The organism is Streptomyces sp. NPDC041970 (genome assembly GCF_055588985.1).
In genome coordinates, this window is sequence record NZ_JBVJCD010000042.1 from 1 (window position 1) to 22,195 (window position 22,195).

Annotated in this window: 16 protein-coding genes; 5 read left to right on the plus strand and 11 right to left on the minus strand. The window is 73.0% G+C overall.

Features of this window, described 5'->3' with window-relative positions:
* Positions 1-138 precede the first annotated feature (138 nt).
* Complete coding sequence (locus tag ACZ6EJ_RS20130) at positions 139-912, plus strand: transposase (RefSeq protein WP_469268803.1); 774 nt, start codon at positions 139-141, stop codon at positions 910-912.
* Positions 913-1,031: 119 nt separating this feature from the next.
* Here the strand turns inward: ACZ6EJ_RS20130 and ACZ6EJ_RS20135 are convergent, their stop codons facing one another.
* The 10 genes from ACZ6EJ_RS20135 to ACZ6EJ_RS20180 form a co-directional block, all read right to left on the minus strand.
* Positions 1,032-1,508: a hypothetical protein gene (locus ACZ6EJ_RS20135; RefSeq protein ID WP_469268804.1), complete on the minus strand. Its 477-nt coding sequence runs from the start codon at positions 1,506-1,508 to the stop codon at positions 1,032-1,034.
* 41 nt (positions 1,509-1,549) lie between these two features.
* A complete protein-coding gene (locus ACZ6EJ_RS20140) occupies positions 1,550-4,201 on the minus strand; it encodes a hypothetical protein (protein WP_469268807.1) in 2,652 nt (883 codons plus the stop codon).
* Complete coding sequence (locus ACZ6EJ_RS20145; RefSeq protein ID WP_469268808.1) at positions 4,198-4,623, minus strand: DUF6507 family protein; 426 nt, start codon at positions 4,621-4,623, stop codon at positions 4,198-4,200. Before ACZ6EJ_RS20145 ends, ACZ6EJ_RS20140 begins: the two co-directional genes overlap by 4 nt.
* A gap of 74 nt (positions 4,624-4,697) precedes the next feature.
* On the minus strand, positions 4,698-5,009 hold the full coding sequence (locus tag ACZ6EJ_RS20150) for a pore-forming ESAT-6 family protein (protein ID WP_469268810.1): 312 nt from the start codon (positions 5,007-5,009) through the stop codon (positions 4,698-4,700).
* A gap of 46 nt (positions 5,010-5,055) precedes the next feature.
* On the minus strand, positions 5,056-5,388 hold the full coding sequence (locus ACZ6EJ_RS20155) for a hypothetical protein (RefSeq protein ID WP_469268812.1): 333 nt from the start codon (positions 5,386-5,388) through the stop codon (positions 5,056-5,058).
* Positions 5,389-5,499: 111 nt separating this feature from the next.
* Positions 5,500-6,918 carry a DUF6177 family protein gene (locus tag ACZ6EJ_RS20160; protein WP_469268813.1) on the minus strand — a complete coding sequence of 473 codons (1,419 nt, stop codon included), beginning with the start codon at positions 6,916-6,918 and terminating at the stop codon, positions 5,500-5,502.
* A gap of 67 nt (positions 6,919-6,985) precedes the next feature.
* Positions 6,986-10,975 carry a type VII secretion protein EccCa gene (gene eccCa, locus ACZ6EJ_RS20165; protein ID WP_469268814.1) on the minus strand — a complete coding sequence of 1,330 codons (3,990 nt, stop codon included), beginning with the start codon at positions 10,973-10,975 and terminating at the stop codon, positions 6,986-6,988.
* 139 nt (positions 10,976-11,114) lie between these two features.
* Positions 11,115-12,263 carry a MinD/ParA family ATP-binding protein gene (locus ACZ6EJ_RS20170; protein ID WP_469268815.1) on the minus strand — a complete coding sequence of 383 codons (1,149 nt, stop codon included), beginning with the start codon at positions 12,261-12,263 and terminating at the stop codon, positions 11,115-11,117.
* Positions 12,264-12,317: 54 nt separating this feature from the next.
* The gene (gene eccD / locus ACZ6EJ_RS20175) at positions 12,318-13,661 is read right to left on the minus strand and encodes a type VII secretion integral membrane protein EccD (protein ID WP_469268853.1); all 1,344 of its coding nucleotides are present in this window, start codon (positions 13,659-13,661) and stop codon (positions 12,318-12,320) included.
* Between the two features lie 169 nt (positions 13,662-13,830).
* Positions 13,831-14,112, minus strand: a complete 282-nt coding sequence (locus ACZ6EJ_RS20180) for a hypothetical protein (protein ID WP_469268817.1) — start codon at positions 14,110-14,112, stop codon at positions 13,831-13,833.
* A gap of 331 nt (positions 14,113-14,443) precedes the next feature.
* Here ACZ6EJ_RS20180 and speB point away from each other — a divergent pair, with 331 nt between their 5' ends.
* Positions 14,444-15,421 carry an agmatinase gene (gene speB / locus ACZ6EJ_RS20185; protein ID WP_469268819.1) on the plus strand — a complete coding sequence of 326 codons (978 nt, stop codon included), beginning with the start codon at positions 14,444-14,446 and terminating at the stop codon, positions 15,419-15,421.
* A 60-nt stretch (positions 15,422-15,481) separates the two neighbouring features.
* Here speB and ACZ6EJ_RS20190 read toward each other — a convergent pair whose 3' ends face one another.
* Positions 15,482-15,838, minus strand: coding sequence for a hypothetical protein (locus ACZ6EJ_RS20190; RefSeq protein ID WP_469268820.1), 357 nt, complete (start codon positions 15,836-15,838; stop codon positions 15,482-15,484).
* 231 nt (positions 15,839-16,069) lie between these two features.
* On the opposite strand from ACZ6EJ_RS20190, the gene ACZ6EJ_RS20195 reads away from it, so the two are divergent.
* The 3 genes from ACZ6EJ_RS20195 to ACZ6EJ_RS20205 all read left to right on the plus strand — a co-directional run bounded on the left by ACZ6EJ_RS20195 (position 16,070) and on the right by ACZ6EJ_RS20205 (position 22,076).
* Positions 16,070-19,828: an ABC transporter ATP-binding protein gene (locus ACZ6EJ_RS20195; RefSeq protein WP_469268821.1), complete on the plus strand. Its 3,759-nt coding sequence runs from the start codon at positions 16,070-16,072 to the stop codon at positions 19,826-19,828.
* Positions 19,829-20,063: 235 nt separating this feature from the next.
* Positions 20,064-20,441, plus strand: coding sequence for a hypothetical protein (locus ACZ6EJ_RS20200; protein WP_469268855.1), 378 nt, complete (start codon positions 20,064-20,066; stop codon positions 20,439-20,441).
* Between the two features lie 150 nt (positions 20,442-20,591).
* Positions 20,592-22,076, plus strand: coding sequence for a S28 family serine protease (locus tag ACZ6EJ_RS20205; RefSeq protein ID WP_469268822.1), 1,485 nt, complete (start codon positions 20,592-20,594; stop codon positions 22,074-22,076).
* Positions 22,077-22,195 lie beyond the last annotated feature (119 nt).

Here is a 22,195-nt window from a genome sequence, read left to right on the forward strand (position 1 = left end):
ACGCCAGCGACAACCGCACATCGTCCGCGGCTACTTCGGCGGCCCGCATGTCCGCTACGTCCTGGACGAGAACCCCATGAGTTTCTGATCAATAGAGGTTGTCCCGTAACTGCTGGCCAGAGGTGAGATGATCTTGCTGTGGCTGGTGTGATCACGGCGTCGGAACCCTCGTGGATAGGCCCGTTCACCGGGCTGAGCCCTCGGCAGTTCAACAAGCTGATCACCGCGCTGCGGCGTGAGGGGGCCGATCCGGTCCGCAAGGGCCGACCGTGGTCGCTGCCGTTGGAGGACCGGGTGCTGCTGGTGGCCGCGTACTGGCGCACCAACCTCACCCTGCGGCAACTCGCCCCGCCGTTCGGCGTCTCGAAGTCGGCGGCCGACCGGATCGTCGCCCACCTCGGGCCGGCTCTCGCCCTCCAGCCCCGGCGGCGGTTCCGTAAGGAGGCCGTGCTCATCGTGGACGGCACGCTGGTCCCCACCCGCGACCGGACCGTGGCCGCCTCCAGCAAGAACTACCTCCACTCCACCAACCACCAGGTCGTCATCGACGCCGACACCCGCCTCGTGGTGGCCGTCGGCAAGCCGCTGCCCGGCAACCGCAACGACTGCCGGGCCTGGCAGGACTCCGGCACGAAGACCGCCGTCGGCACCATCCCCACCGGGATCGCCGACGGCGGCTACCGGGGCACCGGGCTGACCATCCCGCACCACCGTCGGCACAAGGACGAGGAACTACCGGCCTGGAAGGAGGAGCACAACGCCTCCCACCGCAAGGTGCGAGCCCGCGTCGAGCACACCTTCGCCCGCATGAAGAGCTGCAAGATCCTCCACGACTGCCGCCTCAAGGACGACGGCGTCCACCACACCATGCTCGGCATCACCCGCCTGCACAACCTCACCCTCACCGGATAACAGGCAAACAAACAGGTCAGCCTGCATGCCTCAGATCATTTACGGGACAACCTCTAGGAGAAATCGCCCCAACTTCTCCCCGTCGATATGCGCATATTGGAATGCGGTGAATCCTGCATCTAATCCGAATCCACTGCACCCTCCTGTGGATCCACGGTCGCGTGCAATACTGCCTCTGCGTTTGCGATCATCCGCCCGATTTCGATAGGTGGGTGCGAAAATTCTTCCATAACGACATCGAAGGGCTCCATGTGATGGACATCTCCGTCAAGACCTCTCGCCTCAATTAGATATCGATAGCCGGGAGAAGAGGTGGCATCATTAACTTTGGTCCATTTTGCACCGTGGCGAAGGATCATGAGATCCCCCAGGTAAGCGCTCAAGTCGGTGTGTAGAGTCACCCAGTCTGACTGCTCGAAGTCCTCGAGCGGTAGTCGGTCTACGTAATTCTGTAGCGCAGGAAGAAGGCAAAGTGGTTCCCCGGTGTACTCCTCCGCTGTTACACCGAACATCTCCGCGATGCCGATGGCGCGCTCATGGGCTCCATCTGACCACTCGGAAATATCTGCTGCGAGCGATGCTTGGTTTTCGTTCACGGGTTGCGCCCTCGCTTCAATTGCATGACGGCTTGGTGATGTTAATCTTTTTTGGGAGTTTTCCCGTACTCAAGAAATATTATTTTGACCTTTTTGAGGTAAGCGCGAAGCTCGTCGGAAGGTCCTGCGTGTGTGAAAGACCACCGGGGGTCGTACCTGGGATCGATTTCCCTCAAGGCTAGGTCCTTATGAATCTGTTCCTTTATGTGCTTGCTGAGCGGTACCTCGTTGGGGATAGACCGGCGAGTTCCGTCCTTGAGGGTAATGGACCGATAGGGGCCGTATGTTTTTACTTCCACTGCAACTGTACGCCCGTCAGGCATGTCGACAGGAACGTCTACCTTCCGTCCGCCACGGGCTGTTACCGGATAGTTGGCATCGTTACTCACCGGGACCGGATAGTGCCGCTCCGACCCGCCCCCCCACATCTGGCGATGGAACTCCTCTCCGCGTTCCCATCGTGTACGTGTGGGGCGTGTATTGCGTACGTCCCTCAGTGTGAGAGGGCCGTCCGCGGGTAGCAGGGCAGGCCTGGAGTGGTGCGGTTCGCTGCTTCTACTCGTACTAACGGTAGATGCATCTGCTTGCGCACTCTCTCTCCGCTCAGTAGGTGTTTCCGGGACCTCTCCCTGTTCCACTGCGCGAGAGGTCTCCACTTCCGCGTGATCGTGGCTGTAGGGAGATGCATACTCCGGCCTCCGACTACCCGAGTTATCGGAATGAGGCAGTCTGCCGCCGTTGGGAGCGCTGCCACCGCCGGAAAGGTCGCGGCCGCCGGTGCCCGTCGGACCGCCCCCGTCCAGGTTGTTCACCGGTGCGCGGCCGCCCCCGCCGCCCTCCGGGCCGCCGTTGGGTGTGCCGTTGTCCACGCTGTTGGTCGGCAAGTTGTTCGCCGTGCCCCCCGGCAGGTTGTTCGCCGTGCCGCCCGGTGTTCTGTCGGTGCTCGGGGGCTCGTTGCCCGTGCGGCCCACGTCGTGGCCGACGCGGCCCGTGTCGCCGAGGGCCGAGTCAAGGCGGCCCGTGTCGCCGAGGGTCGAGTCGAGGCGGACCGTGTCGCCGCCGCCTCGGGCGCCCACGCCGACCAGGGCCGACTGTTCGGCCGGGGTGCGGGGCAGGGGGGCGTCCGTGTCGGTGGTGACGGAGCTGCCGTCGGTCGGGTTCTCGCGGATCGCGGCGGTGTGGTGCTGCTTGAGGGTGCCGTCCTCGCCGAGGAGGTTGCCCTCGCGGTCGAGGTGGACGACGTTGCCGTCCGCGTCGACGCCCCTGAAGGTGCCTTCGGGCAGGGCGGTGGTGCCTCCGGGGAGCTTGAGGGCGCCTTCCTGGATCGGCAGGGAGCCCGCGGGCGGGGCCATGCCGTCGGGGAGGCGGACCACGTTGTCGCCGAGGTCGAGGGCTCCGGCGGGGATCTCCGCGCCGTCGGGGAGCCTGAAGGAGTTCTTCGGGACCTCGAACGCGGTTTCCGGGACCGCCGCGCCCTCGGGCAGGTGCAGGGTGCCGTCGGAGAGTTTGAACGCGCCGTCCGGCAGGGTGACCGCGCCCGGCGGCAGGGGTGGGATGTCGATGTGGCCCATGCCTCTGAGGCCGGTCATGACGGTGCTGATCTTGGTGAGGCCGGCGGTCGCGCCGGTGAAGAGGTAGGTGGTGGGGTCGGCGTAGCGGCCGGCCTTGTTGGCGAGGGAGAGCGCCTTGGCGGCGACGGCCGCTTTGCCGGCGCCGGCGGCGGCTCCGCCGGTGCCGCCGGTGAAGACGGTGGTCAGGACGTTGAAGGTGACCGCTCCGCCGGCGCGGGCCGGGTTCTCGCCCCACTGGTCGTACGCGATGAGGGCCTTGCCGGTCTCCTTCATCGCGTTGCGGGCGTCGCGGGCGAAACCGGGCAGGTACTTGTCCGGGGTGGCCCAGAACAGGTGGGGAGCGGCGACGGTGAGGACGACGCCGGTGGCGAGGTGGCCCAGGCCGGTCCAGGCCTGCTTCGCCGCGTCCCAGCCGTCGAACCCCACCAGCGTGCCCAGGCCCTTGACCGTGCCCCAGACCCCGTCCACCACGAAGCCCTTGCCGAAGTCCCAGACGTGCTCGTGGACGTGCCACCAGGGGGTGGACTCCTTGACCGGGTCGCCCCAGGGCAGGCCCTTGGCCTGCTTGAGGGCCTCGGCGTCGTAGCCGTACATGCCCTTGCCGCCGGAGCCGTCGTCCGTCCGGAGCGGGGTGCCGTCCGGCACCAGCGCGATGATCTTGTTGTAGCAGGCGCGTTCCACCGCCTGGAACGCCGCCCAGGTCTCGGCGATCTCCTCGCGGCGGCGGTTGTTCTCCTCGACGAGGTCGCCGTCCTCGCGCCACTTGTCGTCCGCGTTCGCCTTGACCAGGAACGCCCCCGCGTCCCGCTTGAGCTCCTTCAGCTTCTCGACCAGCGGGTGGGCGTCGTCCGAGTAGGCGCTCAACGCGCTCGTGATCGTGGCCAGGTCCGCCTTCAGCGCGGCCCCGCGGTCGGCGACCGGCTTCGTCACCGCGAACAACTGCTCGGCCTCGGGCGCCTGGTAGAAGGCCCGCAGGCCGCCGAAGCTGCTGTGGATGTCGCCCGTGGCGGTGGCGATCTTCTCGCCGTCCCCCCGCAGGGCGCTCACCTTCGTGTCCAACAGGGCCAGATCACCGGTGAAGACCGGTATGCCCGCCAGGTTGACCGGCTCGTTCTCGCTCACGCGCCGGCCCTCATGTCCTTGAGCAGGTCCAACCGGACCGACCTCGCGGCGTCCTGCGCCTGCTTCGCGGTGTCGAGGTCGCCCTCCACGTACTCGTTCGTCGCCGTCGCCGCGCCCAGCACCGCCGCCTGGATGCGCTCCGACACCGCCTTCAACTGGGCCTGGCGCGCGTTCGCGTACGCGCCGAGCGCGGCCGCGACCGGCCCCGTCGTCGCGCGCGACAACGGGGCCTGACCCGGAGCGACCGGGCCGTGCAGCGGCAAACTGGCCGCTGTGCCCGGCACGGCCGTGCCCGCCGCCGTCGCGGCCTCACCCAGGTCCTTCATCAGCGCGTTCAGCGCCTTCTCCAGCTCACCGGCATGGCCGCCGACCAGCTTCAACTGGCCCTGCACGCCTTGCGGTTTGATGTCCCACGCAACCATTCACGCCCCCGTACGCACACCACAGTCCGCCCGCACCCCGTGCGGTCGGCGCATCCCCTCGACCGGCCGCGGCGTCAGCCGATGCCGTCGACCGCCGCCTTCGCCCGCGCCAGCGTCTGCGCGGCCGTGCCGTCGTTCTTCTCCAGCGTCGTCTTCAGCAGCCGGATGATGTTGCGGACCTCCTGCGAGGTCGCGTTCCACCGCAACTCCTTGCCGTGGTACTCATCGGCCACCCCGTCGGCCGCGAAGTCCGCCATCGCCGCCTTCACCTGCGTGTCCCGAGCCGTGATCACCTGCTCCAACCGGCCGATCACCACCTGCAGGGAGGCCTGCACCTCCGTCGAGGCGCCCGTGTCGTACGAACGCCGATCCGCGCTTCCCGCCATCACCCATCACTCCCCGTCCGACCCGTTCCGTCCACACCGACCACGCTCAACGGCCCGAGAACCGCGCCGCGTCGAAGTTCGCCGACGCCATCTGCGTCCTCGCGTTCTCGCCCTGCTCCTGATCGCCCGAGCCGAACGCCGCGTCCATCCCCGACTGACCGCCCAGGATCCCGGACAACGACGCGTTCAACGCCTTCGTGATCTCGTCCGAACGCGCCTTGAAGTCGTCGAACGCGACCTTCCCGGCCCCGTTGAACTTGCCCTCCAGCGGCTCCGCCGCGGCGATCAACTGCTGGATCAGCGTCCCCAGATCCGTACTCGCGCCCTGCGAACCCGACAACAGCTTCGACAGGACCGACGCTCCCATGTCGAACTTCATGACACCCCCCGATACACCGAACGAACGTACGCGTACACCTCTGTCTATCAACCCCGGCGTCGCTTCTGCAATCGGCAATCGGCCATCGGCCTGTTCGCGACCGGGCGTGGTTCAGGCTCCCTTGAGGTGGCGCGTCAGCCTCTCGAAGTCCCGCCAGCCGGCCAGGTCCGAGGGGTCCCCCGGCAGCGGGTAGTACAGGGCGGGCCTGGTCCTCGGGCCGAGCGCGAGCGGCGGTTCGGACAGCGGCGTGCGCCGGGCCCGGTCCCCCGGCATCGCGCGCACCTCCTCCGCGCCCAGGACGAAGGCCAGCGGGACGCCCGGCCCCTCGAAGTGCGGCGGTACGGCCAGGTCGCGGCGGGCTTTGCGAAGTTGTACGAGCATCGACTGGAGGCGGTGGCGCGTGGCGAGCGCCTCGGCGGCCGCGGGCAGGGCGTCCAGCGGGGGCTCCTCGTCGCCGCCGTAGCCGAACGCGAGCGTGACGTGCTCCTCCACGCCCGCCTGCGTACGGGTGACGCGCACCGTCGCGATGCCCGGCCGGGAGCGGTGGCCGACCGCGACGAACCAGGTCGGCTCCGGGGCCCGCTCGTGCGCGATGTCGGTGAGCCGGCGCGGCGACCACGGCAGGGTCGCCGGTTCGGCGGTGCCCCAGCCGGCGGGCGGTTCGCCCGTCAGCTCCCGCCACACCGTCTCCAACCCGCCGCCCAGCACCAGTCGTTCGTCCGCCGGGTGCACCATGCGGAAGGTCAGGGCCAGTTGGCGTTCGCCCGTGTCCCGCGCCCGCCGGTAGGCGGCCGCCACCGGGGTGTGCGGGTCGTCCTCCGTCGCGTCGGCGGAGGCGACCGGGGCGAACACGCCGTCCTGCCACCGCAGTACGGCGCCCGTCAGCCCGTCGTAGTAGCCGTCCCGGTCGTCCTGCACGATCCAGCGGTTCGGCCACCCGCCCAGCGCGTCCCGTGCGACGGGGGAGAGCGCAGCGCCCGCCGGGCTGACGATCTGGAGGCCGAGGCCGGCCTCGGCCGCCGCCCGGAACGCGTCCGAGAGCCAGGCGGTCATGGCCACCACCGGGCGGTCCTGGATGACGACGGCCACCTTGTCGGTGAGCACGTCGACGGCGGGCTGGGCGGCGGCCGGCTCCGGGGCGACGCCCATGCCGTCCGTCCTCACCACCGCGAGCGAGTCGGCCGCGTCAGGCGGCCAGACGGAGCCGCCCACCAGCGAGGCGAGCCGGGTCGCGAAGACGCCCGCGAGCTGTTCCGCCTCCGCGACGCCCGTGGTGGCGCGGGCCTCGGTCCACCAGTACGGGACCGGGGGCGCGGTGGTCCCGAGCAGCCGCTCGGCCTCGCCCTCGACGGAGACCAGCAGCGGCGCCTCCACCGAGACGAGCGGGCGGCCCCCGGCGTCGCAGAGCTGCACCACGGCGCCCTCGCCCCGTGTGCCGACCAGCTTGTCCGGGCCGCCGGAGAGCAGGCCCGCCAGCACGGCCCACGGGTCGGGCATACGGGGGGTGAGGGAGATGACGTCCTTGGTCATGGCGGGGCCGTCCGGTCCTTCGTCGTTCGGTGGCGGGCGTGCGCGATCGGTGGGGCGTCCCGGTGTCTCATGCGGGTGAGCACACGGTCTGGATCAGGCGGTTCGGCTGACCCCGGCGGATGAACACGCCCCGGCCGGGGGCCTGTCGGGAGGCGTAGACGCCGGGGAACAACTGGCCCTCGCTGCGGTCTCCCGTCATCAGCAGGGCCGAGGCGCCCGACTCCCGCAGCCCCTGCACCAGCGGCTCGTACATGCCCCGCGAGGCGCCGGCGACCCGCCGCGTCAGGACGAAGTGGAGGCCGATGTCGGCCGCCGAGGGGATGTACGGGAGGAACGCCGCCAGCGGGGACTGCCCGGCGGTCGTCAGGACGTCGTAGTCGTCGACGAGGACGACGATCCGGGGGCCGCTGCCCCAGTTGCCGGGCTCCAGGTCCTCCAGGCGGGCGTTCTCGTCGGGGAGCCGCTTCTCCAGCTCGGTGGCGATGCCCGCCGCAAGGCCCGCGCACAGCTTGGAGTTGTACGCGTAGCCCCCGTTGAACTCCTCCGGGACCGCGCCGCGCAGCGAGCGGCGCGGGTCCATCACGGCGAACACCAACTCGTCCTCGCCGTAACGGTCGATGAGGCCGCGGGCGACGGTCCGCAGCAGGTTCGTCTTGCCGCACTCGCTGTCCCCCAGGACCAGCAGGTGCTGGTCGTGCTGGAACAGGTCGAGCAGGACGGGCGCCAGGGCCGACTGGTCGAGCCCGATCGGGACGCGGGCGGGCTCGGCCGCGGGCCCCGGCAGCGCGTGCGGTTCCAGGAGGTGCGGCAGCACCCGTACGGGCCGGGCCACCTCGCCGCTCCAGGTGGCCCGGACCGTGCGGGCCGTGCGCTCCAGGACCGCGCCGAGGTCCGCGGTGTCGGCGACCCCGTCCGTACGGGGCAGCGCCACCTGGGCGAAGAGCTTCTGGTCGGTGAGGACGCGGCCGGGCTCGTCGGGCGACAGGGTCTCGGCGAGCTTGCGGTCGATGCTGGACTCGCCGGGGTCGTTCAGGCGCAGTTCGACGCGGGTGCCGAAGTTCGACTGGATGGCGATGCGCACGTCGTTCCAGCGCAGCATGGCGGCGACGATGTGGATGCCGTAGCCGCCGCCGCGCTTGAGGAGGTCGCCGATCGCGTCGTCCAGCTCGTCGAAGTCGTCGCGGAGCGCCCCGAATCCGTCGATGACCAGCAGGATGTCGGCCGACGCGAGCTCGGGCAGCCGGCCGGCGGCGTGCAGGGCGCGCAGTTGCCCGACGGAGTCGATGCCGTGCTCGCGGAAGAGTTCCTCGCGCAGGGCGAGCATGGCGCGGATCTCCTCGACGGTGCGCACCGCCCGCTCCCGGTCGGCACGGCCCGCGATGCCGCCGACGTGCGGCAGTCCCGAGAGGGCCTGGAGGCCGCCGCCGACGAGGTCGAGTCCGTAGACGCCGATCTGGCGGGGCGTGTGGGTCAGGGCGAGGGAGAGGACGAGGGTGCGCAGCAGCGTCGTCTTGCCGGACTGCGGTCCGCCGATCACCGCGGCGTGGCCGCCCGCCACCGTGAGGTCCAGGAACCACTGCCCCTGCCACTGCTTGGCCGGGTCGTCGAGGAGCCCGACCGGCGCGCGGAGGGGGCCGCGGCGGTCCGTCCCCGCTCCGGCCAGCCTCATCCCGTCCGGCCCGATGTCCAGCGGGCCGGCGACGGTGTCCAGGGCCGTGGCGGCGGGCAGCGGGGGCAGCCAGATGTTCCGTACGGGCGGTGCGGAGTCCGCCAACTGCGCGACCATCACGCCGAGTTCGGTGGGACCGGTCTCGCGGCGGCGGGGCGCCGGCTGCGGGGTCTGGTGCGTCTCGTCCGCCGCGGCCAGGGTGTTGGACGCCTCGTACGGCAGGGCGAGCGGGCCGGTGGCCTCCTCGTCCGCGCCGCGGACCGGTCCGCGGTAGGCCCCCGACACGTAACCGGCCTTGAAGCGGGAGTAGTGGCTCGTGTCGACCTTCAGGTAGCCGAAGCCGGGCAGCGGGGGCAGGTGGAAGGCGTCCGGGGTGTCGAGGACGGTCCGGGACTCGTCGGCGGAGAAGGTCCGCAGCCCGAGCCGGTAGGAGAGGTAGGTGTCCAGCCCCTTGAGCTTGCCGCCCTCGATGCGCTGGCTGGAGAGCAGCAGATGCACGCCGATGGAGCGGCCGATGCGTCCGACGGAGAGGAACAGGTCGATGAAGTCGGGCTTGGCGGTGAGCAGTTCGCCGAACTCGTCGATCACGACGAACAGGTGCGGCAGGGGTTCGAGGTCCGGGCGCCTCTCGGCGCGCAGGGCCGCGTAGTCCCCGATGTCGGCGACGTTGCCCGCGTCCTTGAGGGCCTGCTGGCGGCGCTTGACCTCGCCGGCGAGGGAGGAGTGGACCCGCTCGACGAGCCCCGCCTGGTTCTCCAGGTTGGTGATGACGCCCGCCACGTGCGGCAGGTCCGCGAACGGGGCGAAGGTCGCCCCGCCCTTGTAGTCGACCAGCACCAGCGCCAGGTCCTGCGGGGGGTGCGTGGCCGCCAGGGCGAGGACCAGGGTGCGCAGCAGCTCCGACTTGCCCGAACCGGTCGCGCCCACGCACAGGCCGTGCGGGCCCATCCCCAGCTCGGAGGACTCCTTGAGGTCCAGGAGCACCGGCTCGTGGGCGTCGCTGACGCCGATCGGGACGCGCAGGAAGGCGCGTTCGCCGCGCGGCGCCCACAGCCGGTCCAGGTCGAGGCGGGCCACGTCGTCGATGCCGAGCAGGGCCGCGAACTCCACCGGCCCGGACAGCGGGGCGTCGACCAGCGACTCGGCGGAGAGCCGCAGCGGCGCGAGCATCCGGGCCAGGCCCTCGGCGAACGGGACGCCCGCCTCGTCCACCGAGCCGTGCGCCTCCACGGGCTCCGGGGTCCGCAGGTCCTCGATGACCACGTCCGTGCCGTCGACGGTCACGCGCACGCTGACGTCCCCCGGCTCCTGCACCCGCCGCTCCAGCAGGTGCAGCACCGTTATGCCCATCTCGCGCAGCCCGACGGCCTCGTCCGGGCGCGGCAGGTCGACGGCGTCCTCGCCGTGCCCGTCGGTGACGACGAGCAGCCGGGAGGTCATGGACAGGGCGTCCCGGCCGGCCAGGCCGCGGCGGACCTCGGCCGCGTACGAGGCCCGGCGGCGCAGGTCGGCGCCGATCAGCCGGGCGAGCTGCGGGGCGGAGGGGGCGATGCGGCGGGCGGCGACCGGGCCGTCGAACTGCTCGGTGTCGAGCAGGTGGGGCAGCCACTTGGCCCACTCCCAGTCGGCCATGCGGTCGCCCGGCGCGGCGAGGGCGACCGCCACGTCGTCGGGGGCGTGCAGGGCGGCGGTCTGGACCAGCAGCGCACGCGCCACCCGCAGGCAGTCCTCGCGGGGGCCGATCACGCTGACGTTGCCGACCCGGTCCAGGGGGACGGTGAGCGGCAGTTCGGCGCCGTTGCTGAACCGGTTCACCAGCGCCGACGCCTCGTTGAGCATGAAGAGGTCGGGGGGCGTGAGGACCGTCGACCCCGGCTCGGCGATCGCCAGGTCCCGTACGGGCATCTCGCCGGTGCCGACCCGTACGCGCAGGAAGTCGTCGTCGGTCCTGCGCCGCTCCCACAGGCGGGCCGGGTCGCGCACGATGTCGTACAGGGCGTACGGCGGGGGGTTCAGCACGTCGGCGCGCTCGCGCCGTTCGCGCTCCTCGGCCGCCAACTCCTCCCGCAGGTCCTCCACATAGGCGAGGTAGGCCTCGCGCTGGGTGCGGCGGGTGCGTTGGGCCTTGCCCCGCTGGGAGAAGAGCAGCGCCACCGACCCGATGACGGTGACCACGAGGATGATCGCGCCCAGCGCGGCGAACTGGCTGTTGCGGACGACCGTCATCATCACGACGGACGACATGACCCCGGCGACCGGCAGCAGGGACATCGCGATGTTGCCCGCCTTGCCCTCGGGCAGGTTGGGCGGGGCCTCGATGGTGCGGGGCGCGGGCGCCGCCGGGGGGCGGGTGGTCCGGGCGGGGCGGTGGATCAGGCGGGTGCTCATCGGCTCCGTCCGGTGTCGGCGGTCGGCGGGGTGGGGAGCGCGGTCCGGGTCGGGCGGCCGCGCCGGCCGGGTCGGCGCACACCCGGCGGGGGCGCCGCCGGGGCGCCGGTCGCGGCGTCCGGCCGGTGCGCCACGGAGGTCACCGGCGCTTCTGGGAGAGCCGGAACACCTCGGCGGCCAGCCGGGTGGCGGCCAGCCGCGTGGGCCGGGCGAGCAGGTCGGTGCGCAGGACCCCGCCGGCCGCCAGGTGCCGGTCGTGGGGCAGGACGTGGACGGCCGCGCCGGTGGACCGCAGCTTCTCGGCCGCCGCCTCCACGTCGATGCCGGGGCGCGCCACCGTGGTGGAGAGCACGACCACGGTCCCGTCGATGATGTGCCGGGGGAGCTGCCGCACCCACTGGAGCACCGCGTACGTGCTGGTGATGCCCTCCAGCGTGGCGGGGGCGGCCAGGACCCGCGCCTGGGCGGCGGAGAGCGCGACCCGCGCGACCTCGGCGGGCAGGGTCTCGCAGTCCACCACGGTGATCCCGAAGTAGCGGCGCAGGGAGACCATGACCCGTTCGTACGCCGAGGTGTCCAGCATGGCCCCGATCCGGCCCTGGCTGCCGGGCAGCAGCCAGGCGTTGTCGGGGAGTTGGACGAGGTAGCCGGTGACGTCGAGCAGCGACATCTGCGGTTCCACGAGGTCCGCGAGGTCGGCGGTGGTCCAGCGCAGCGCCTCGGCGCCGAGCCGCAGGGGCAGCGAGCCGAGCGCCGGGTCGGCCTCGACGAGGAGGACCGGGTCCTGGCGGTAGTGCGCGTACGCCAGACCGAGCAGGGCCGCCACCGTCGTCTTGCCCGCGCCGCCCCGGATGGAGGTGACGGCTATCTGGCGGCCGGTCGTCACCGGCTGCTGGAGCGCCTCGGCGGTGCGGGTGATGTCGTCGACCTCGCGCGCCGCCGACGAGGAAACGATCCGACGCACCGCGCGCGCCGCCCGCGCGGCGACCGGCTCGCCGCGCTGGGGGCGGCGGGCCGTGGCGGTCAGCGCGCTGTCGGCGACGGGGCACGCGTCGGGGGACCGGGAGGGCCGGCGCGGAGGCGCCGGGCGCGGTGCGGGCGCGGGGCCGCGGCCCTGCGCGGGGGCGTGTTCCGCCGCCGGGCCGTGTGCCGCCGCCGGGGCGGGCCCCGGTGCGGGGGCGGGCGGCTGCGCGGCGGGGGCGGGCGCGTCCCGGCCCGCCGCGCTCGTCGCGGGCGCACCCCTCAGATCGCGCAGCACGTCGCCCTGCCAGTTGTCCGCGTTCGGCATGTCTGCCCTTCTCCTCCGCTCCGGTCCCCCGACCGGAGCCGCCACGCGTGCATGTCAGAACTTGTCGAGCAGTTGGCCGTACACGCCGAACACGCCGACGGCGAGCGGGAACAGCGCCACCATGCCGATGGACTCGACCAGGTCGGCCGTGCGCCGCAGCCGCACCCGCAGATGTTCGGGAGGCTCCACGGACAGCGCGAACAGGGGCAGCAGCGCCGCCGCGCCGAGCACGGCGACCGGCCCCGCGCCCCCGGACCCCTGCTCCATCCAGAGCATCACCAGCCGTACGAGGAGGACCCCGGCGGCGGCGAACAGGGCCACCACCTCGGCCACCAGAGGAAACGCGCGGGCCCTCGACAGGAGGACCACCGCGACCAGCGAGGGCAGGAGCACCGTCCACACGGTCGGCCGCGCGGCCAGGGTGAGCAGCCAGCCCGCCGCTCCGGCCGAGGCCGCGGTGACCACCGTCGCGAGGGCGAGTCCGCGGTGGGTGGCGGCCAGCGCGTCGGCCACGTCGTGCCGGCTGACCGACACCCCGCCCGACCGCCGGTCGTCCAGCGCGGTGAGCCCGGACGCCATCAGGGCGAGCCGGGGCAGCACGCCGAGCAGGACCACGGAGAACACGGCCATCACGGCGCCCAGCCGCGCCGGCTCCGGCTCCACGGCGGCCACGGCCTCCCACGCGGCGCTGACGGCGGCCGTGGCCCCCGCCCCGATCAGGCCGCCGCGGCCGAGCGGGGAGCAGAGGCCGAGCAGCAGCAGCGCCAGGACCACCGCCGCCGCCACCGCGGCGAGCCGGGCCGGCCCCGACCAGGCGTACGCGTCGGCGGCGGTCCAGGCCGTGAGGACGCCGAGGCCGCCCGAGACGAACAGCAGCGCGGTGGCCAGGCCGCGGTTGCCCCTCCCGATCCGGGCGCACAGCGCGCCGCCCACCAGGAGGACGGCGGTGGCGGCCGCCAGCGCGCCCGCCAGGGCGCCGAGCGGGAACTCGCGCCGGGCCAGCAGGGCGGCGGCCACCGCGAACACCGCGGTCGTCGCCCCGGCCGCCACCCGGCGCGCGGCCGGTCGCCAGCGCCAGGCCTGCAGGTCGAGGCTGTCGGCCACCCGGTCCGTGACGTCGTGGACCACGGGCGCGGGCGGAGCGGCGTGGGTCCGCACGAGCCGGAGCACGGCGCCGTCGCTGACGCCGGCCGAGGCGAGGGTGCTGTCGTGCGGCAGGGCCGAGCCGTCGGAGGTGATCAACTGCCGGGTCAACGGCCGTGCCGCGGCCCGGTCGTCCAGCAACTGGAGGATGTCGGGGAGCAGTTGGCCGATGGGCGTGTCCGAGGGCAGCACGATGTCGGCGCGGCGCCGCTCGCCGACCAGGGTCACCCGGCTCAGTTCCGAGCGGGACGTCATCGCTGTACTCACCACTTACGGAAACCTATCATCGTGATTTTCCGAAAATCCGGGCTGATCGGGCCGCGTACGCCACGTGCCCCGCGCCTTTCCGGGTTCGTGGGATCTCGCCCGCGACGGGGGTCCGGGCCCGTGTCCGGCCACCGCCGCACCCCCGCGCCGGAGCCGATCAGGGGTCCTTCCGCGGACCGGGGGAGTGGGCCGGCTGCTCGTACTGACGCGTCTGCCGCTCCTGCTCGGCCCTCTGCTCGGCCAGGGTGTGCTGGAGGAAGGACCAGCCGACGCACCCCGCGCAGAGCACCGCGGTGACGGCGATCCCGGCGAACACCTTCCCCAGCCGCTCGTCGGCGGTCCGCCGCGCGCGTCCCGCACCGAACAGCAGGGCGTCCCGCATCCTGCGGCGGCGCACCCCGACCGATTCCAGCAGTTGGCTGTCGTAGTCCCGTGCCACGCGACCCCCCTTTGCCACTGCAACATACCGAGGAGCGGCCGTGGCGTACACACCAGGGTGCGGGCGGCGGCTCTCCCGCCCCGCCGCGGGGTCCGCGCGCACCGCGGCGCGTCCGCCGGTGCGCGGAGGGCCCGGCCGCGCCCGTTCCGCCGCCCAGAAGGGAGGAAACGTACACTTCAGCGGCGGCTTCGGCCGCCTGCCGTCCGCCCCGCGCGCCCACGCGCCGGACGGGCGACGGCGGCGGGCCCGCGGCCACGCGCCCGCGACCGCCGGGCCCGGCGGCGCGTCCCCGCCCGCGGGCCACCGTACGAGAACGAAGGAAGGCACCCTCATGAGCAGCACCGCACCGCCGCGCGGCCCCGTCGACTCCTCCCGCGTCCCCCGGTACGCCGGGCCCGCGACCTTCGCCCGGCTGCCCCGGCTCGACGAGGTCGGGCGCGCCGACGTCGCCGTGGTCGGCGTGCCCTTCGACTCCGGGGTCTCCTACCGGCCCGGCGCCCGCTTCGGCGGCAACGCGATCCGGGAGGCGTCCCGGCTGCTGCGCCCGTACAACCCGGCGCAGGACGCCTCCCCGTTCGCCCTCGCGCAGGTCGCCGACGCCGGGGACATCGCGGCGAACCCGTTCAACATCAACGAGGCCGTCGAGACCGTCGAGGCCGCCGCCGACGACCTGCTGTCCACCGGCGCACGCCTCATGACCCTCGGCGGCGACCACACCATCGCCCTGCCGCTCCTGCGCTCCGTCGCCAAGAAGCACGGGCCCGTCGCCCTGCTCCACTTCGACGCGCACCTGGACACCTGGGACACCTACTTCGGCGCGGAGTACACCCACGGCACGCCCTTCCGCCGGGCCGTCGAGGAGGGGATCCTCGACACCTCCGCGCTCTCCCACGTCGGCACCCGCGGCCCGCTCTACGGCAAGCAGGACCTGACCGACGACGAGAAGATGGGATTCGGCATCGTCACCTCCGCCGACGTCATGCGGCGCGGCGTCGACGAGATCGCGGACCAGCTCCGTCAGCGCATCGGCGACCGGCCGCTGTACATCTCCATCGACATCGACGTCCTGGACCCGGCGCACGCCCCCGGCACCGGCACCCCCGAGGCGGGCGGCCTCACCTCCCGTGAGCTGCTGGAGATCCTGCGCGGCCTCGCCTCCTGCCGCCTGGTCTCCGCCGACCTGGTCGAGGTCGCGCCCGCCTACGACCACGCCGAGATCACCTCCGTGGCCGCCTCGCACACCGCGTACGAGCTGACCACGATCATGTCCCGGCAGATCGCCGCCGACAGGGGCAGCGGCGCCCGGTGAGCCACGGCCCCGACGGCCGGGCGCGGCGGCCGGGCGAGCCCCGTGCCGCGCCCGGCGGGGCTACGCGGCGCCCCCCGCCTCCCGTGTCCGGGCGTGGAAGCCGTCGGTGAACTGGTCCCGCTGCGCGTGGTTGAGGGAGCGCGGCAGGCTCATGGTCGAAGGCAGCAGGGCGGGTATCGCCAGGAAGAGCGCCTCGGCGGCCTCCCCCCTGCGCCGGGCGCGCGCCGCCATCAGGAACTCCACCGCCTGGTTCAGCGGCTTGTGCAGGTGCGCGTGGGGGGCCTCGGAGGCCCGTGCCCGCGCGCCGGGCTTCTCCAGGGCCGAGACGCCGTTCGGCGAGGCCAGCTTCTCCAGCGCGGCGATCACCGCGTAGAGCTGACCGCAGCGGTAGGCGTCGGTGGGCTGCGCGTTCCCCATGGGTTCCTCCCCCTCGTACACCGGCTCGTGCCACCGGCGAGGGACATCACTACCCGTGCCGGCCGGAGCGCGAACCTCGCCCGCGGCGCGCCGGTCCGGACCCGCTCCGCCGCCTCCCCGTTCACCGTCCGTTTGTTGCAGCGGGATGAAATCCGCAGTCCGGGGCGTTGGTGCCTCCGGTAGAGCAGGCGGAAGACGGACAGGCCGGAGGGCCGGATCGGGAGGCGGAGCGTGACGGGCGCAGAGCAACGGGGATGGGGCCGACGGCTGGCCGGGTACGCGTGGCGGTACCGGCGCAACGTCGTCCTCGCCCTCGGCTCCTCGCTCGCCGGGATGGCCGTCATGGCCCTCGTGCCGCTCATCACCAAGGTGATCATCGACGACGTGGTCGTCGGCCACACCCGCTCCCTCGCCGTCTGGACCGGGCTGCTCGTCGGCGCGGCCGTCCTCGTCTACGTCGCCACCTACATCCGGCGGTACTACGGCGGCCGGCTCGCCCTCGACGTCCAGCACGACCTGCGTACGGACATGTACGCGACGATCGTCCGGCTCGACGGGAAGCGCCAGGACGAGCTGTCCACCGGCCAGGTCGTCGGCCGGTCCACCAGCGACCTCCAGTTGATCCAGGGGCTGCTGTTCATGCTCCCGATGACCATCGGGAACGTGCTGCTCTTCGTCATCTCCCTGGTCGTCATGGCATGGCTCTCCCTGCCGCTGACGCTCGTCGCCCTCGCCGTCGCCCCCGCGCTCTGGTACATCGCCCGCCGCTCCCGCACCCGCCTCTTCCCCGCCACCTGGTACGCCCAGAGCCAGGCCGCCGCCGTCGCCGGGGTCGTCGACGGGGCCGTCTCCGGCGTCCGGGTCGTCAAGGGCTTCGGCCAGGAGGAGCAGGAGACCGGCAAGCTCCGCGAGGCCGGTCGCCGGCTGTTCGCCGGGCGGATGCGGACCATCCGGCTGAACTCCCGCTACACCCCCGCCCTCCAGTCCGTCCCCGCCCTCGGCCAGGTCGCCATGCTGGCCCTCGGCGGCTGGCTGGCGACCCGCGGCGAGATCACGCTGGGCACCTTCGTCGCCTTCTCCACCTACCTGGCCCAGCTCGTCGGCCCGGTCCGGATGCTCGCCGTGGTCCTCACCGTCGGCCAGCAGGCCCGCGCCGGCGTGGAACGCGTCCTGGAGCTGATCGACACCGAGCCCTCGCTGCGCGACGGCACGAAGGAGCTGCCCGCCGACGCCCCGGCCGGCATCGAGTTCGACGACGTCCGCTTCGGCTACGACGCCGAGGAGCGCCCCGTCCTCGACGGCTTCTCGCTCACCGTCGAGCCGGGCGAGACCGTCGCCGTCGTCGGCGCGTCCGGCAGCGGCAAGTCCACCGTCTCCCTGCTGCTGCCCCGCTTCTACGACGTGTCGCGCGGCGCGGTCCTGGTCGGCGGCCACGACGTGCGCGAGCTGACCCTGTCCTCCCTGCGCGCCGCGATCGGCATCGTCCCGGAGGACAGCTTCCTCTTCTCCGACACCGTCCGCGCCAACATCGCGTACGGCGTCCCCGACGCCACCCAGGAGGAGATCGAGCGGGCCGCCCGCGCCGCGCAGGCCCACCGCTTCATCGCCGAGCTGCCGGACGGCTACGACACCACCGTCGGCGAGCACGGGCTGACCCTCTCCGGCGGCCAGCGCCAGCGCGTCGCGCTGGCCCGCGCCATCCTCACCGACCCCCGTCTCCTCCTCCTGGACGACGCCACCTCCGCCGTCGACGCCCGCGTCGAGCACGAGATCCACGAGGCCCTCAAGCAGGTCATGGCGGGCCGCACGACCCTGCTCATCGCCCACCGCCGCTCCACCCTCCAGCTCGCCGACCGCATCGCCGTCCTGGACGGCGGCCGGCTCGCCGCGTTCGGCACGCACGAGGAGCTGGAGCGCACCTCCCCGCTCTACCGCCGCCTGCTCACCGACCCCGACGAGCTGGGCGGAGCCTCCCCCGGCCACCGGCCCGCGCGCGTGGAGCCGGACGCGGAGGACGACCTCGCCCTCCAGGAGGAGCTGGACGCCGCGTTCGACGCCGAGCGCGGCATCACGCCCGAGCTGTGGACGCGCCGGGAGGAGGGGCGCGACACCGCGGCCGCCGGGACGCCCGCCACCCCCGAGCTGCTCGCCCAGGTCGAGGCCCTGCCGCCCGCCACCGACGCCCCCGACGTGGACGAGGCCGCCGCCGTGCGGCCGGAGGAGTCCTACGGGCTGCGCCGGCTGCTGCGCGGCTTCGGCGCAGCCCTCCTGGTCAGCCTCGGGCTCGTCGCGGTCGACGCGGGCATGGGCCTGCTGCTGCCCGTCCTGATCCGGCACGGCATCGACGAGGGCGTCACCCAGGTCTCGATCGGCGCGGTGTGGGCGGCCTCGGCCGTCGCGCTCGCCGTCGTGCTCGTGCAGTGGGCCGCCCAGATCGGCGAGACCCGGATGACCGGCAGGACCGGCGAACGGGTGCTCTACTCGCTCCGCCTGAAGATCTTCTCCCAGCTCCAGCGCCTGGGCCTCGACTACTACGAGCGCGAGCTGACCGGCCGGATCATGACCCGGATGACGACGGACGTGGACGCGCTGTCGACGTTCCTGCAGACCGGGCTCGTCACCGCGTTCGTCTCCGTCGTCACCTTCTTCGGGATCATGGCCGCCCTGCTCGTCCTGGACGTGCAGCTCGCCCTGGTCGTCTTCGCGACCCTGCCCGTCCTGATCGTCGGCACCGTCTTCTTCCGGCGCAGCAGCGTCAAGGCGTACGAACTGGCCCGCACACGCGTCAGCGCCGTCAACGCCGACCTCCAGGAGTCCGTCGCCGGCCTCCGCATCGTCCAGGCCTTCGGCCGCGAGCGCGACGGGGCCGCCCGCTACGCCGCGCGCAGCGACCACTACCGCGAGGCCCGCATCCGCGGGCAGTGGCTGATCTCGGTCTACTTCCCGTTCGTCCAGTTGCTCGCCGCCGTCGCCACCGCCGCCGTGCTGATCGTCGGGGCCGGCCGGGTCGACGACGGCACGCTGACCACCGGCGCGCTGGTCGCCTACCTCCTCTACATCGACCTGTTCTTCGCCCCCGTCCAGCAGCTCTCCCAGGTCTTCGACGGCTACCAGCAGGCCACCGTCTCGCTCGGCCGCATCCAGGAGCTGCTGCGCGAACCCACCTCGACCCCCGGCGCGGACGAACCGCGCGACGTGCGCGCGCTGCGCGGCGAGATCGCGTTCGAGGACGTCTCCTTCGCGTACGGCTCCCGGAGCGAGGACGGCTCCGGCGCGCAGGAGGAGGCGCTGACCGGCGTCGACCTGCGCATCCCGGCCGGGCAGACGGTCGCCTTCGTCGGGGAGACCGGTGCGGGGAAGTCGACCCTGGTCAAGCTGGTCGCCCGGTTCTACGACCCCACGAGCGGCCGGGTCACCGCCGACGGGGCCGACCTGCGCACGCTCGACATGACCGCCTACCGGCACCGCCTGGGGGTCGTCCCGCAGGAGGCGTACCTGTTCGCCGGGACGGTCCGCGACGCCATCGCCTACGGGCGGCCCGAGGCCACCGACGCCGAGGTGGAGGCGGCGGCCCGCGCGGTCGGCGCGCACGAGATGATCGCCACGCTGGAGGGCGGCTACCTGCACGAGGTCGCCGAGCGCGGCCGCAACCTCTCCGCCGGGCAGCGCCAGCTCATCGCCCTGGCCCGCGCCGAGCTGGTCGACCCGGACGTCCTGCTCCTGGACGAGGCGACCGCCGCCCTGGACCTCGCCACCGAGGGGCTCGTCAACCAGGCCACCGACCGGCTCGCCGGCCGCCGCACCACGCTGGTGGTGGCGCACCGGCTGACCACCGCCGCCCGCGCCGACCGGGTCGTGGTGATGGACCGCGGGCGGGTCGTCGAGGACGGCACGCACGGGGAGCTGCTGGCCCGCGACGGGCGGTACGCCCGACTGTGGCGCACCTTCATAGGCGAGGACATAGGGGAGGGCGAACCGGCGGGCGTCTGACCCCGCCGCGGCGACCGGCCCGGCCCGCGGCCGTCCGCCGGGACGCCCCGGCCGTCCGCCGGGACGCCCCGGCCGTCCGCCGGGCGCAACCGCCGGGCGGGCTGCCGCGTCGTAGCCAGGGACGCACAGGTGCCTACGGACGTGTCAGGTGGGGGCGAGGGTGGACGGGATCGACGGAGTGACAGGACCGACGAGGACCGCGGCGACCGGACTCACGGCGGCGGCCGCACGGCCGCTGCTGGTGCGCCTGCTCGTCACGCCCCTGCTGGCCGGGCTGGTGCTGCTGATCGGCGCGCCCGGCACCGCCGGAGCGGCCGCGGGGGCCGCCGCCGGCTGCTCGGGCCGTCCGGCCAAGACGGTCGGGTTCGCCACGGGCGAGCTGCGCGTCTACAAGAGCCGCGCCCAGGTCTGCGCCGTGACCGTCGCGAAGAAGCCCGGCAAGCGGCGGACGATGAGCGTCACGCTCCAGTCGCGCGGCGGCCGCGTCGTCGAGGACCGGGGCTCGTACACGCGGATGGCGGGCCCGGTCACCGTCGACGCGCTGCACCGCTGCGTCCGGGCCACCGGCGCGGTCGCCGGGAGGTCGGCGTCCACCGGATGGATTCTGTGCTGACCCCTCCGGCGGGGCGCGGAGCGGCGCGAACGCCCGCACCAGGGGCGTAAAGGCGCGGGAAAGTCCTGAGTACGGGGACGAACAGGTCTGGCGCGGCACGGACCGCCCCGATAGGTTCACGGCGAATGTCGTGAACCAAGGGGAGGGTGTATGCGCAAGGCGCTCACAGGGGTTCTGTCGCTCGCGGTGCTCATAGGCACGGCCGGTGCGACGGGGGCCTCGGCCGGTGCGGCCACCGCCGCGGAACCGGTCGTCCAGCGGAGCAGCGGGGCCGCCGGAAGCGGCTACGCGGCCGGCGAGGACATCAAGGACCGCATCCTGGCCATTCCGGGGATGCGCCTCACCGCGGAGAAGCCGTACCCCGGCTACCGCTACTTCGTCCTCGAGTACACCCAGCCCGTCGACCACCGGCACCCCTCCAAGGGCACGTTCCAGCAGCGCGTCACCCTGCTGCACAAGGACGTGAGCCGCCCGACGGTGTTCTTCACCAGCGGCTACAACGTCTCCACCAACCCCAGCCGCAGTGAGCCGACGCAGATCGTCGACGGCAACCAGGTCTCCCTGGAGTACCGTTTCTTCAGCCCGTCCCGGCCGGCCCCCGCCGACTGGTCGAAGCTCGACATCTGGCAGGCCGCCAGCGACCAGCACCGGGTGTTCACGGCGCTCAAGAAGATCTACGGCGAGAAGTGGCTGGCCACCGGCGGCTCCAAGGGCGGCATGACCGCCACGTACTTCGAGCGGTTCTACCCCCGTGACATGGACGGCGTCGTCGCCTACGTGGCGCCGAACGACGTGGTGAACGACGAGGACTCGGCGTACGACCGGTTCTTCCGGAACGTCGGCACCGAGGAGTGCCGCGACAAGCTGGCCGGCGTGCAGCGCGAGGCGCTGGTCCGCCGCGCCCCGCTCCAGAAGAAGTTCAGGGAGGAGGCCGCCGCCAACGGCTGGACCTTCGACACCGTCGGCTCCCTCGACCGGGCCTTCGAGGCCTCGGTGATGGACTACGTGTGGGCGTTCTGGCAGTACAGCCTGCTCGCCGACTGCGCGGACATCCCGGCCGACGCCGAGAAGTCCACCGACGAGGAGATCTGGAACTCCGTCGACGGCATCTCCAGCTTCTCCGCCTACGCCGACCAGGCCCTGGAGACGTACACCCCGTACTACTACCAGGCGGGCACCGAGCTCGGGGCGCCGGACATCAGGCAGCCCTGGCTCGGCAAGCTGAGCCGCTACGGCTACCAGCCCCCGCGCACCTTCGTGCCCCGCTCCATCCCCATGGCGTTCGACCGGGGCGCGATGCGGGACGTGGACCGCTGGGTCCAGCGCAACGCCCGGCAGATGATGTACGTCAACGGCCAGAACGACCCGTGGAGCGCGGAGCCGTTCCGCCTCGGGCACGGGGCGCGGGACAGCTACGTCTACACCGTCCCCGGCGGCAACCACGGGGCGCGGGTCTCCGGTCTCATCGAGGACCAGAGGGCGAAGGCCACCGCCGCGATCCTGCGGTGGGCGGGGGTCGCCCCGGCGGCCGTCCAGGCGGACCCGGCGAAGGCGAAGCCGCTGGCGAAGTTCGACAGGAAGCTGGACCGGCGCAACGGTGAGATCGACCGCGACGAGGCCACCCTGCGCCCGTAGCGTCCACGCGGACCGCGCGCGCACCCGGTCGCGGGGGGGGGGGGGGGGGGGGGGGGGGGGGGGGGGGGGGGGGGGGGGGGGGGGGGGGGGGGGGGGGGGGGGGGGGGGGGGGGGGGGCG